This is a genomic window from Glutamicibacter endophyticus (assembly GCF_048457885.1).
Lineage (GTDB): Bacteria > Actinomycetota > Actinomycetes > Actinomycetales > Micrococcaceae > Glutamicibacter > Glutamicibacter endophyticus.
The window spans coordinates 96,235-109,248 of the sequence record NZ_CP174200.1; the positions used below are offsets into that span (position 1 = coordinate 96,235).

The 13,014-nt window shown below is 57.4% G+C and carries 8 protein-coding genes and 3 rRNA genes; 8 read left to right on the forward strand and 3 right to left on the reverse strand.

The features are described from left to right. The first annotated feature begins 2 nt into the window (after positions 1–2). Positions 3–869 carry a Rossmann-like and DUF2520 domain-containing protein gene (locus ACJD00_RS00485; protein ID WP_418908020.1) on the forward strand — a complete coding sequence of 289 codons (867 nt, stop codon included), beginning with the start codon at positions 3–5 and terminating at the stop codon, positions 867–869. 5 nt (positions 870–874) lie between these two features. Further along, on the forward strand, positions 875–1,741 hold the full coding sequence (gene panC, locus ACJD00_RS00490) for a pantoate--beta-alanine ligase (RefSeq protein WP_418908021.1): 867 nt from the start codon (positions 875–877) through the stop codon (positions 1,739–1,741). On the opposite strand, the gene ACJD00_RS00495 is transcribed toward panC, so the two are convergent. Continuing rightward, entirely contained in the window at positions 1,738–2,493 is a 756-nt protein-coding gene (locus ACJD00_RS00495; RefSeq protein ID WP_418908022.1) for an NAD(P)H-dependent flavin oxidoreductase, read from the reverse strand. The genes panC and ACJD00_RS00495 overlap by 4 nt on opposite strands. A gap of 12 nt (positions 2,494–2,505) precedes the next feature. After that, the gene (locus tag ACJD00_RS00500; RefSeq protein WP_418908023.1) at positions 2,506–2,700 is read right to left on the reverse strand and encodes a hypothetical protein; all 195 of its coding nucleotides are present in this window, start codon (positions 2,698–2,700) and stop codon (positions 2,506–2,508) included. A 450-nt stretch (positions 2,701–3,150) separates the two neighbouring features. Between ACJD00_RS00500 and ACJD00_RS00505 the strand changes: the two genes are divergently transcribed. The 6 genes from ACJD00_RS00505 to ACJD00_RS00530 all read left to right on the forward strand — a co-directional run bounded on the left by ACJD00_RS00505 (position 3,151) and on the right by ACJD00_RS00530 (position 11,876). After that, positions 3,151–4,678 (forward strand): 16S ribosomal RNA (locus tag ACJD00_RS00505). Between the two features lie 540 nt (positions 4,679–5,218). Next, positions 5,219–8,348: ribosomal RNA gene (locus ACJD00_RS00510) — 23S ribosomal RNA — on the forward strand. Positions 8,349–8,484: 136 nt separating this feature from the next. After that, positions 8,485–8,601 (forward strand): 5S ribosomal RNA (gene rrf / locus ACJD00_RS00515). Together the 16S, 23S and 5S rRNA genes form the textbook arrangement of a ribosomal RNA operon. 356 nt (positions 8,602–8,957) lie before the next feature. Next, positions 8,958–10,154, forward strand: a complete 1,197-nt coding sequence (locus ACJD00_RS00520) for an IS110 family transposase (RefSeq protein WP_418908024.1) — start codon at positions 8,958–8,960, stop codon at positions 10,152–10,154. 322 nt (positions 10,155–10,476) lie between these two features. Next, positions 10,477–10,677, forward strand: a complete 201-nt coding sequence (locus tag ACJD00_RS00525) for a helix-turn-helix transcriptional regulator (protein WP_418908025.1) — start codon at positions 10,477–10,479, stop codon at positions 10,675–10,677. Beyond that, positions 10,674–11,876 carry a type II toxin-antitoxin system HipA family toxin gene (locus ACJD00_RS00530; RefSeq protein ID WP_418908026.1) on the forward strand — a complete coding sequence of 401 codons (1,203 nt, stop codon included), beginning with the start codon at positions 10,674–10,676 and terminating at the stop codon, positions 11,874–11,876. The genes ACJD00_RS00525 and ACJD00_RS00530 overlap by 4 nt, the downstream gene beginning before the upstream one ends. Before the next feature lie 136 nt (positions 11,877–12,012). Here the strand turns inward: ACJD00_RS00530 and ACJD00_RS00535 are convergent, their stop codons facing one another. Next, a complete protein-coding gene (locus tag ACJD00_RS00535) occupies positions 12,013–12,978 on the reverse strand; it encodes a proline dehydrogenase family protein (protein WP_418908027.1) in 966 nt (321 codons plus the stop codon). Positions 12,979–13,014 lie beyond the last annotated feature (36 nt).

Here is a 13,014-nt window from a genome sequence, read left to right on the forward strand (position 1 = left end):
GTATGCAGGCTCCACGACTAGGCATCGGCGTGATCTCCGCGGGAAAGGTCGGTGCCGTGCTCGGTGCCGCGCTCGCGGCGGCCGGGCACCGCATCACCGGGGTCCACGCGGTCTCCGAAGCCTCCTTGGAGCGGGCCGAGCTACTGCTACCCGGGGTCCCGGTTCTCGGTGCCGACGAGATTCTGCGGCGGAGCGAACTGGTGCTCTTTGCGGTGCCCGACGACGTGCTGGCCGAGCTTGTGGCCGGCCTAGCTACCGGGGGCCACTTCCAGCCCGGTCATTTGGTGGTGCACACCGCCGGCCGATACGGAACGTCGATCCTCGCCCCTGCGCTTGAGCATGGCGCGCTGGGCTTAGCCATTCACCCGGCGATGACCTTTACCGGGATGAGCATGGACTTGGCCCGGTTGACCGACTGTGTCTTCGCGGTGACCGCCGATGAGGCAATACTGCCGGTGGCCCAAGCGCTGGTCGTGGAGATGCGCGGAGAGCCGGTGACCGTGGCCGAGGCTGACCGCCCCACCTACCACGCGGCCTTGGCCCACGCCGCGAACCACCTCAACACGCTAACCGCGCAGGCCTCGGACATGTTGCGCCGAATCGGGATAAACGAACCCTCCGCGACCCTCTCGGCGCTCATGGGAGCCAGTTTGGATAACGCCCTGCGTTCGGGTCCCGGCTCACTCACCGGCCCGGTGGCGCGAGGGGATCTGGGCACGGTACGCGCCCACCGCGCGGCCTTGGCCGAGGAACCGGAGGAAACCAGGGCCAGCTACCTGGCGTTGGCGCGTGCCACCGCACAACGTGCGGCCACGCACGGACTGATCAACGACGAAAAATATGAGCAGCTTCGCGAAGTCCTAGAATAGTGGGCGTGAAAACCCCGCAGATCGTCCGTACCCGCGCGCAGCTACGCGCCGCCCTCGACGCAGCCCGCCCGGAAAGCACCGGATTCGTACCCACCATGGGCGCGCTCCACTCCGGACATGGTGAGCTCTTCGCCCGGGCGCGAGCCGAGAACGACTTCGTCGTCATTTCCATCTTCGTGAACGAACTGCAATTCAACGACCCAGGAGACTACACGAAGTATCCACGCACCCTTGAGGCCGATGTGGATCTGGCCGCCGCCGCGGGGGTGGACCTGGTGTTTGCGCCCGATGCCGAAGAGATCTACCCGGACGGCGCCCCGCTGATTGCGGTGAGCTCCGGAAAGCTCGGCGAGCTCTATGAGGGAGCCTCTCGGCCAGGGCACTTCGATGGGATGCTGGCGGTGGTCGCCAAGCTGCTCAATCTCGCGGATCCGCGTCATGGCACCTACCGGGCGTACTTCGGGCAGAAAGATGCGCAACAGCTCCTACTGATCCGGCGCATGGTGGCCGACCTCTGCTACCCGGTGCAGATCTGTAGCGTACCGATCGTTCGCACCGAGCAGGGCCTGGCGCTTTCTAGCCGAAATGCCTTGCTCGATGACGATCAGCGCCATGCAGCACTGGTGATCTCGCGGGCCATCCGCATGATCGCCGAACGGGCTGCCCACCACGAGCCGCTGAATATCGATGATGCGATCGGGCTCTTTCAGATGGAGCCGCTGGTGGAGCTCGACTACTTTGTCGTCGTCGATCCGCGCACGCTCCAAGAACTCGCCTTCAACTGCCAGGACACACCATTCACGGGTGAAGGGCTCATACTCGTTGCGGCCGTGGTCGGTGGGGTGCGGCTGATCGACAATCAGCCGATCTAGCTGAAGCGCTGCGCCGTGTGCGCCAGCACCTCGCGGAACTCCGCCAGTTCGGCAATGACCTCTGCGGCTGTTTCGGTATGCCGCACGAATTCCACGGATTGCCCGGCGTAGACCGGTGCCATGGTTACGTCGGCCTCGGTCCGCGCGCGAACCATCTCGCGTCGCAGGGAGTCGTCGGCTTTCTCTTCGAGGGCGGGGATACGATCGGCCCATCGGTCGGAGAAGGTATTGCGCAAGGCTCGTCCGCCATAGGCAGGATCCCAGGGCAGCTGCTGGGCGATATCGAAGGCGCGGGTATAGACGGTGTCATCCATCCCTGCTTGAAGGGCCCGTTCCTTCAGTCGCTGGTGGGCGCTGGATTCACTGCAGGCAAGAAAGCGGGTCCCGACCCATACTGCCTCGGCCCCGCCAGCCAGCGCAGCGGCGACTCCATGCGCGGTGGCGATCCCGCCCGCGGCGATAACGGGCTTTCGGGTTCGTTCAATGGCGAGCTGTAGTAGCGGCAAGGTGCCGATCTCGTTGCGTCCGTGCCCACCACCTTCGGCGCCACGAACGATCACCACATCGATGTCATCCTCGAGGGCACGGTTAAGCTCGGCGGCGTTACCCACCTGCATGGCCGTGCTGACGCCAGCCTCATGAGCCAAGGCGGCCCCGCGTGTGGGATCGCCGAAGCTGATGCAGATCAAGGCGGGGTCGTAGCCAAGGAACCACTCCAAGGCCGAGAGGTCCCGCTCGAGGGCCCAGCCCATAAACCCGGCGCCCTAGGGAAGTTCTAGGTCGCACACCATGCGGGCCTGCTCATCGACCCACGTCTGTGTAGTAGCGGCCGGGACACCGATCATGCCCACACCGCCCGCCGTGGCCACCGCTGCGGCCAGGGCCCCTGAAGCGGCACCGGCCATGGGGGCATTAAAGACCGGTTCGCGGTAACTCAATAGCTTCTGGAGGTCGCTCATAATTGAAGCCTAGGACAGTAAAAAGGCTATGACGCAGAACACGGCCCAGCGATTTGCATGGCCCCTAGAAAGTCCGTATAGTTTTTATCTGTCGCCGGAACGGCCACCACGGATTTCACGAGGTGTTCACCGGTTGATGAGCTTCCAGTCAGGAACTGCTCACCGGTTCGGATTTGCGTCCGACTCGGGGTGGTGGTAGGCTAAGAAAGTTGCTCCGAAGCGAAGCAGTCACCCGTGATAGTGGGTGGGTGTGGTGTCGAGAGTGTTTGTTGTTTGAGAACTCAATAGTGTGCCAAGTTTGTTGATACCGAATGTTTATTTATTTGGTGAATACATAACATTTTGCTTGGAATGATGCACCCCCGTGTGTTGTTCCGAGTGTTTTTTATTCGCCAGGATGTACGCTGGTTCGCCTTTATTTTCCGAAGGGTTCTAGCGGCTTTTTATTTTTTTATGGAGAGTTTGATCCTGGCTCAGGATGAACGCTGGCGGCGTGCTTAACACATGCAAGTCGAACGATGAACCAGGTGCTTGCACTTGGGGATTAGTGGCGAACGGGTGAGTAACACGTGAGTAACCTGCCCCTGACTCTGGGATAAGCCCGGGAAACTGGGTCTAATACCGGATATGACTGTTCACCGCATGGTGGGTGGTTGAAAGATTTATCGGTGAGGGATGGACTCGCGGCCTATCAGCTTGTTGGTGAGGTAATGGCTCACCAAGGCGACGACGGGTAGCCGGCCTGAGAGGGTGACCGGCCACACTGGGACTGAGACACGGCCCAGACTCCTACGGGAGGCAGCAGTGGGGAATATTGCACAATGGGCGAAAGCCTGATGCAGCGACGCCGCGTGAGGGATGACGGCCTTCGGGTTGTAAACCTCTTTCAGTAGGGAAGAAGCGAAAGTGACGGTACCTGCAGAAGAAGCGCCGGCTAACTACGTGCCAGCAGCCGCGGTAATACGTAGGGCGCAAGCGTTATCCGGATTTATTGGGCGTAAAGAGCTCGTAGGCGGTTTGTCGCGTCTGCCGTGAAAGTCCAAGGCTCAACCTTGGATCTGCGGTGGGTACGGGCAGACTAGAGTGATGTAGGGGAGACTGGAATTCCTGGTGTAGCGGTGAAATGCGCAGATATCAGGAGGAACACCGATGGCGAAGGCAGGTCTCTGGGCATTTACTGACGCTGAGGAGCGAAAGCATGGGGAGCGAACAGGATTAGATACCCTGGTAGTCCATGCCGTAAACGTTGGGCACTAGGTGTGGGGGACATTCCACGTTTTCCGCGCCGTAGCTAACGCATTAAGTGCCCCGCCTGGGGAGTACGGCCGCAAGGCTAAAACTCAAAGGAATTGACGGGGGCCCGCACAAGCGGCGGAGCATGCGGATTAATTCGATGCAACGCGAAGAACCTTACCAAGGCTTGACATGTGCCAGACCGCCTCAGAGATGGGGTTTCCCTTCGGGGCTGGTTCACAGGTGGTGCATGGTTGTCGTCAGCTCGTGTCGTGAGATGTTGGGTTAAGTCCCGCAACGAGCGCAACCCTCGTTCCATGTTGCCAGCACGTAATGGTGGGGACTCATGGGAGACTGCCGGGGTCAACTCGGAGGAAGGTGGGGATGACGTCAAATCATCATGCCCCTTATGTCTTGGGCTTCACGCATGCTACAATGGCCGGTACAATGGGTTGCGATACTGTGAGGTGGAGCTAATCCCTAAAAGCCGGTCTCAGTTCGGATTGGGGTCTGCAACTCGACCCCATGAAGTCGGAGTCGCTAGTAATCGCAGATCAGCAACGCTGCGGTGAATACGTTCCCGGGCCTTGTACACACCGCCCGTCAAGTCACGAAAGTTGGTAACACCCGAAGCCGATGGCCTAACCACCTTGTGTGGGGGGAGTCGTCGAAGGTGGGACTGGCGATTGGGACTAAGTCGTAACAAGGTAGCCGTACCGGAAGGTGCGGCTGGATCACCTCCTTTCTAAGGAGCTAAACCATTATGGTTGCCTGTTTCTGTCACGAGTGTTGGCAGGCGGGTTGCTCATGGGTGGAATATCAATGAATCGCGGCATCCTGTGGCGCCCCGTTGGTGGGGTGGTGTGGGGTGTTGGCTGTGCTTGGTGCTGTTGGTTGATGCGTGCGTAGTACGCCGTGCCGTTGCTTCGCTCCACTGTGGTGGGGTGTGGTGTTGGTGTGGTTGGAATCGTGGTGTTGGCCGGTGGTGCTGGTGTGGTTTGGCATGCTGTTGGGTTTTGAAGCAACAAGCCTTTGGGTTTGGTGTTTCGGTGTTTCCTGTGTCTGTTGGACGCGTACCCCTTGGTGGGTGTGTGGTCGGTGGGTGTGGGGTTGTTGTTTGGGAACTGTATAGTGAACGCGAGCATCTTATAAGATGACCCTTTTTCCTGCCCCCTTTGTGTGGGTGGGTTGCTGATGGCACTGTTGTCCTGATGGTGTTGTTGGTGGGTTGTTTTGTGATTTTGTTGATTGTTTTTGTTGCTCATTTTTGAGGACTTTGATTTGTGTTGAAGTTTTTAAGGGCGCACGGTGGATGCCTTGGCATCAGGAGCCGATGAAGGACGTGGGAATCTGCGATAAGCCTGGTGGAGTCGATAACCGGACGTTGAGACCAGGATTTCCGAATGGGGAAACCCCGCACCATGTTATGTGGTGTGACCTGCAGCTGAATGTATAGGCTGTGTGGAGGGAACGCGGGGAAGTGAAACATCTCAGTACCCGCAGGAAGAGAAAACAATAGTGATTCCGTTAGTAGTGGCGAGCGAACGCGGATGGGGCTAAACCGGTTGGTGTGTGATAGCGGATAGGCGTTGCATCATCGGTGTTGTGGGGTCCGCACGTTACCAGTTCTATCTACGCTGGTGGGATGAGGTGCAGGCGTATAGGTGAATCGGTTGGAATGCCGGACCATAGAGGGTGATAGTCCCGTAGGTGTAATGCGTGCTGCCGTTCTTGTGTGGATGCCCGAGTAGCACGGGGCCCGTGAAACCTTGTGTGAATCTGCCAGGACCACCTGGTAAGCCTGAATACTACCTGATGACCGATAGTGAATCAGTACCGTGAGGGAATGGTGAAAAGTACCCCGGGAGGGGAGTGAAATAGTACCTGAAACCGTGTGCTTACAATCCGTTAGAGCAAACTTGTTTTGTGATGGCGTGCCTTTTGAAGAATGAGCCTGCGAGTTAGTGCTGTGTCGCGAGGTTAACCCGTGTGGGGTAGCCGTAGCGAAAGCGAGTCTGAATAGGGCGTTTGAGTGGCACGGTCTAGACCCGAAGCGAAGTGATCTACCCATGGCCAGGTTGAAGCGCGTGTAAGAGCGTGTGGAGGACCGAACCCACTTCAGTTGAAAATGGAGGGGATGAGCTGTGGGTAGGGGTGAAAGGCCAATCAAACTTCGTGATAGCTGGTTCTCCCCGAAATGCATTTAGGTGCAGCGTTACGTGTTTCTTGCCGGAGGTAGAGCTACTGGATAGGCGATGGGCCCTACAAGGTTACTGACCTTAGCCAAACTCCGAATGCCGGTAAGTGAGAGCGTAGCAGTGAGACTGTGGGGGATAAGCTTCATAGTCGAGAGGGAAACAGCCCAGAACGCCAACTAAGGCCCCTAAGCGTGTGCTAAGTGGGAAAGGATGTGGAGTTGCTGTGACAACCAGGAGGTTGGCTTAGAAGCAGCCACCCTTGAAAGAGTGCGTAATAGCTCACTGGTCAAGTGATTCCGCGCCGATAATGTAGCGGGGCTCAAGCACACCGCCGAAGTTGCGTCATTCAAATATTTGCTTGGTTTCGATCGAGCGTTTGGATGGGTAGGGGAGCGTCGTATAGCGGGTGAAGTCGCGGTGTAAACCAGCGGTGGACGCTATACGAGTGAGAATGCAGGCATGAGTAGCGAATGACGGGTGAGAAACCCGTCCGCCGAATGATCAAGGGTTCCAGGGTCAAGCTAATCTGCCCTGGGTTAGTCGGGACCTAAGGCGAGGCCGACAGGCGTAGTCGATGGACAACGGGTTGATATTCCCGTACCGGCGAAGAACCGCCCATACCGTAGCGACGGATGCTAACCACCTCTGAGACCGTGCTCAGTGCCTTTCGAGGTGCTGGTGTGGTGGATGGGCTGGGAACCGATGTTGTGAGGTCAGCGTATTAACAGGTGTGACGCAGGAAGGTAGCCGAGCCAGGCAATGGAATTGACCTGGTCCAAGGGTGTAGGAAGAGTGGTAGGCAAATCCGCCGCTCATGTTTCTGAGACCTGATAGGCGCCCCTTTGGTGGGGTGATTCGGTGATCCTATGCTGCCTAGAAAAGCATCGGCGCGAGGTTCAAGTCCGCCCGTACCCTAAACCGACACAGGTGATCAGGTAGAGAATACTAAGGCGATCGAGAGAATCATGGTTAAGGAACTCGGCAAAATGCCCCCGTAACTTCGGAAGAAGGGGGGCCTGCCTCGTGACGGAGATTTACTCTCTTGAGCGGGTGTGGGCCGCAGAGACCAGGGGGAAGCGACTGTTTACTAAAAACACAGGTCCGTGCGAAGTCGCAAGACGATGTATACGGACTGACTCCTGCCCGGTGCTGGAAGGTTAAGAGGACTCGTTAGTGCTTTGGCGCGAAGCGGAGAATTTAAGCCCCAGTAAACGGCGGTGGTAACTATAACCATCCTAAGGTAGCGAAATTCCTTGTCGGGTAAGTTCCGACCTGCACGAATGGAGTAACGACTTCCCCGCTGTCTCAACCATGAACTCGGCGAAATTGCAGTACGAGTAAAGATGCTCGTTACGCGCAGCAGGACGGAAAGACCCCGAGACCTTTACTATAGTTTGGTATTGGTGTTCGGTGCAGCTTGTGTAGGATAGGTGGGAGACTGTGAAGCTCAGACGCTAGTTTGGGTGGAGTCATCGTTGAAATACCACTCTGGCTGTATCGGTCACCTAACTTCGGACCATGATCTGGTTCAGGGACAGTGCCTGATGGGTAGTTTAACTGGGGCGGTTGCCTCCCAAAATGTAACGGAGGCGCCCAAAGGTTCCCTCAGCCTGGTTGGCAATCAGGTGTTGAGTGTAAGTGCACAAGGGAGCTTGACTGTGAGAGTGACAGCTCGAGCAGGGACGAAAGTCGGGACTAGTGATCCGGCGGCACCTCGTGGAAGGGCCGTCGCTCAACGGATAAAAGGTACCTCGGGGATAACAGGCTGATCTTGCCCAAGAGTCCATATCGACGGCATGGTTTGGCACCTCGATGTCGGCTCGTCGCATCCTGGGGCTGGAGTAGGTCCCAAGGGTTGGGCTGTTCGCCCATTAAAGCGGTACGCGAGCTGGGTTTAGAACGTCGTGAGACAGTTCGGTCCCTATCCGCTGCGCGCGTTGGAAATTTGAGAAGGGCTGTCCTTAGTACGAGAGGACCGGGACGGACAAACCTCTGGTGTGTCAGTTGTACTGCCAAGTGCACCGCTGATTAGCTACGTTTGGAAGGGATAACCGCTGAAAGCATCTAAGCGGGAAGCCTGCTTCGAGATGAGATTTCCATGCACCTTGAGTGTGTGAGGCCCCCAGCTAGACCACTGGGTTGATAGGCAGGATGTGGAAGCAAGGACTAAAGACTTGTGTAGCTGACCTGTACTAATAGGCCGATGACTTACAACACACAACATAACGATCCTTTGAAAAACAAGGTTTTGTTCGCGTTCACTATACGGTTACGAGACAACAACCCCCCAAACACACGCGTGTGCGTGTGTGGGGCAGGTTGTATCGGTAACACATTTTTGCTTCGAGACTGTTACGGCGGTCATAGCGTGGGGGAAACGCCCGGTCCCATACCGAACCCGGAAGCTAAGGCCCACTGCGCCGATGGTACTGCACTCGTGAGGGTGTGGGAGAGTAGGACGCCGCCGGACTGAACTTATGATGTGGTTTGAGGCCCTAACACAGTGTGTGTTAGGGCCTCACCCGTTTAACCACACAACCCACACAGATGCCCACGGCCACCACCCGTTATCTTTTTGATAGCCCCCAACAAGAGGATCATGGGGGCTGTCGGCCGACCAGCCTCGGCATGGTGTCTTGCCCCTGTCTAATCAATGATCCGGGGGGTGTTGCCACCGAGGCTGGGAGGGCAGTGAGGTGATTGCTAATTAGGGGCACGACGCCACGCACCACCGGTGCACGGACGTCAGTCATAACGTGGATGTAAGACTTTGCTCCCGCAGGTTGGCCGACCGAATGAGGGACCAAGCGCAAAGGAGCCAGCCTCATGAAAACCGACGACATCCAGATCTTCCTCGGCCTCGATGTCGGCAAGACCGACCACTGGGCCTGTGCTGTCTGCACTGACGGCACCAAGATCTGGAACAGAACGTTGCCCAACGACGAAGCCAAGCTCACCAAGGTTTACCAAGAACTCAGCGCCAAGGGCACCATCCTGGTCGTCGTAGATCAACCGGCAACCATTGGCGCCCTGGCCGTCGCTGTCGCCCAGAATCTCGGTATTCCGGTGGCCTATCTGCCCGGACTTTCGATGAGGCGTATCGCAGATATGTATCCTGGCGCGGCGAAAACAGACGAAAAAGATGCCTTTATCATCGCTGACGCTGCCCGCACCATGCCGCACACGCTACGTAGCATCCAAGTCTCCGACGAGGACGAAGCCACCCTGGGCATGCTCACCGGCTTTGACCTGGACCTAGCCCGTCAGATCACTCAAACCAGCAACAGGATCCGCGGGCTATTCACCCAGATCCACCCGCCACTAGAACGGATCCTCGGTCCCTGGCTGGAACACGACGCGATCTTGGAAGTCCTCGCAGCCTGGCCCACCCCAGCTCAACTGAAGCACGCAGGCAAAGCCAGGATCGATGCGAAGTTCAAGAAGCACGGAGCCCGCCGCCACACCGCCTGGGCTTCAACCATCATCGCGGCCCTAGATGAGCAGACCGTCGTCGTGGTCGGCACCGACGCCGCAGGTCTGGTCATCCCGCATCTGGCCCGGCAACTGATCTCGTTGCATGCCCAGCGCGTGGACGTGGCCACACATTTGGAGGCCATGGTGGAGGCCCACCCTCTTTACCCGGTCCTGACATCCATGCCCGGGGTTGCCGTCAGGACCGCTGCGATCATCATTGCCGAGACCTCCGGCAAGACCTTCACCAGTGCTGCATCCCTGTCTTCTTACGCCGGCCTGGCACCAACCACGCGCCAGTCGGGCACGTCGATCAAGTCCGAGCGCGTTAGTCATTCAGGTAACAAGAGATTGAAACGAGCGCTCTTCCTCTCGGCGTTCGCCTCGATCAGGTTCGATCCGACTTGCCGGGCCTATTATGACCGGAAACGGGCTCAGGGCAAACGCCATAACCAAGCTCTGATCGCGTTGGCTCACCGGCGTCTCACCGTCCTGTTCGCGATGATCCGTGACGGATCGCTCTATGACGTTCCGGAGCTGAAAATTGCTTGACACAGAACATAGGGGCACCCCCCGCGGGGGCGGCACCTTCGCGCCCAGGGTGGGTCAATCGCGGATCAGACGCCAGCGAACCACGAAACTTTCCAGTGGCCGACTGCGCTGCCGCGATACTTCTTCTTTGACACACCTCCTTCGGTGACTTCCCATTTCATGCCAGATGCTGACGGCAAGATATTGCTGGTTATACCGGTCTGCAACTATGAATGATGAGTTCCAACAGCTTTCGGCAGTATCTTGCCGAAAAGCGCGGTTTCGTGGACTATGGAACTAGTAGCTACAAGAATCGGTAGCATTTTGCCGAAAAGGATGAGCCTTGAGTGCATTGGAAGAGATCGGCTTGCGTATCCAGCAAGCACGCAAAGAAAATTCGCTAACCCAAGAGCAGCTAGCTGAACTCGCCGGCATTTCGGAGCGGACGGTACGAGCCATCGAAACCGCCACGGGCAATCCCTCAGTAAATGGACTGCTAGCGGCTGCGTCCGTTCTTGGGTTACGGCTAGTGGTGACTGAATGAGCCGAGGACTCCAAGATCTCAAAAAGGTGCAACGGGCCGATGTCTATAAACAGGCGCAATTGGCCGGACACCTGACGCGCCTTGCCGACGGCAGCGTGGTGTTCACTTATACAGAACAATACCTCCAGGAATCCCCAGTGCCAGTGGCGACCTCTTTGCCGCTGAGCGACCAGGCCTACGCGGGCCCAGGAGGTGGATTGCCGGCGTTCTTCTCTGGACTATTGCCGGAGGGCCATCGACTAACAATGGTCCGTAATGTCGCCAAAACCAGTATGGCGGATGAGCTGACCCTATTGCTGGTCGTGGGTGCCGATACACCAGGGGACGTTCGAATCCTGCCAGCCGGTGATGACCTAACGGCCCCGCCGGCCGTCGTCGACTTCAGCGACGGGGACGAACTCGATTTCACGCAGTTGGCTACCAGTCTGGACCGTCACGCAATTCCGGGTGTGCAGGAGAAGATTAGCGCCACGATGCTTACCACGCCGTTGGCACTTGATGGGGACGCATATCTCCTGAAACTAGATCCACGGGACCATCCACATCTGGTTTCGAACGAGGAACTTCATCTCCGTGCAGCACGACAGCTAAAGCTCCCCCTCATGGACTTTCGTAAAGTCCATGATTCGCACCAAGTAGATGGTTTGCTCATCAAGAGGTTCGACCGCGCCTTGCCGATGGCCGGTGCTTCTCCCGTGCGGTACGCGCTAGAGGACGGGATGCAGGTCCTAGACCTGCCTCCCTCCATGAAATACTCCGTTGCCACCGAGGAAGTGGTGCGCGCTCTGGCCGATAGGTGCAAGGCACCGCTGCTAGCTAAGCGCAATCTCTACCTGCAGTTCCTCTTTGCATGGCTTACAGGCAACGGTGATTTGCACGGTAAGAATGTTTCCATTCTGGCGGACAAGGATCATCGTTTCTCGATAGCACCGATCTACGATGTCCCGTGCACTCTGATCTATGGCGATGACACGATGGCACTCTCTATTGGCGGGAAGCATAAGAACCTCAAGCAAAAACACTGGACCGAGTTCGCGCATGAGCTCGGGCTGACACCAAAGGCTACTGAGTCCGCGAACCGGCTCGCGCTCAGAGCCGCAGAGCACGTTGATCTCGCGATGCTGCCTTTCTCTGGTTCCCCATTGCGTGGTACCCAGCGGGAGCTACGGTTCAGACGTCTCGAAATTTCAGCAACGTAGAGTCCATTCGTGATTGCGCGGATGGAGGTATGTGCATGCGAGCGGTAGGTGGCGTGCGGGTTTCGCGGCTACCTTGGCTCGTTGGTACGTTTTGAGTCGACTGTCACTACCAACGGATCGGCGCCTTGGTGAATGACTACCCTAGGCCGCCCTGGGCCTCGAGATCTGAGATTGCGGTGAATACGCGTTGTTCGGGTCGTTCCGCGATCCGATTGAGAACGTATAACCACCAGTCGGGCCCGTACACGATGTATTCGCGAGTTTTGAACCCGTCCGCTCGCAGTTGGTCCAAGAGCTCGGTGCCAAGCCCTTGGAGCATTTCGAACTCAACGTGATCTTGGTACAGGGCAACCCCGAGGTCTGCTTTCAATTGCTCTAGAAGTTGCGGATCGTGTGTTGCAATGTTGACCCGGTGTCCCGCGTGCACTAGCGCAGAAACGGATTGCCGGTAGGTATTGCCCAAAACCGTCAGTTCTCGAGAGGCGGCAATCTTGTCTGTTTCTAGGAATGCACCTTTGACGATTCTGACCGGTCCGGGACGACCGAGCACCCTCTGAAGATCGTTCGGAGTACGGTATAGGCGAGCTTGTAAGGTGATCCCAGTTTCGGGGAACGCATCCGAGAGCCGTTCCCAAGTATCTAGCACGGAATCTGTGCGGTTTGAACCTTCTGCGGAAACCATCATGTATGAACCGGCGTTCCGCGCAGCCTGCGCGATCTTTAGTCCATGATTGAGCGCAAGTTCCGGGGAAACGAGCAGGCCAATATGCGAGAGATCGAGAGAAATCGTAGTATCCGTTGCGTGAGCAGGAATACCCTTGATGAGGCGAAGGATTTCATTCGTCACTTCCACTGCAATGGCTGGCTTTCGAACGGATTCGCCGACAAACTCAATGCTGCTTAGGTGATTTCGTAGGATGTTGTCTTCTAGAAGCAGCAATGCATCGCGCATTGTATGGCCAGCCACGTAGCGCCGAGCGATTTTGCTGGCAATCTGCAGCATAGCCGGGTCGTTCATGACCTCAGCTTTCAAGGATTCATTGAGAGCCCAGCTACGAAGTGTGTCCGCGGTCTTAGCAATGGTGGTTTTAGAGATTTGCATACCGCTAGGATCGTCTACGCGACGGAAAGCGTCTTG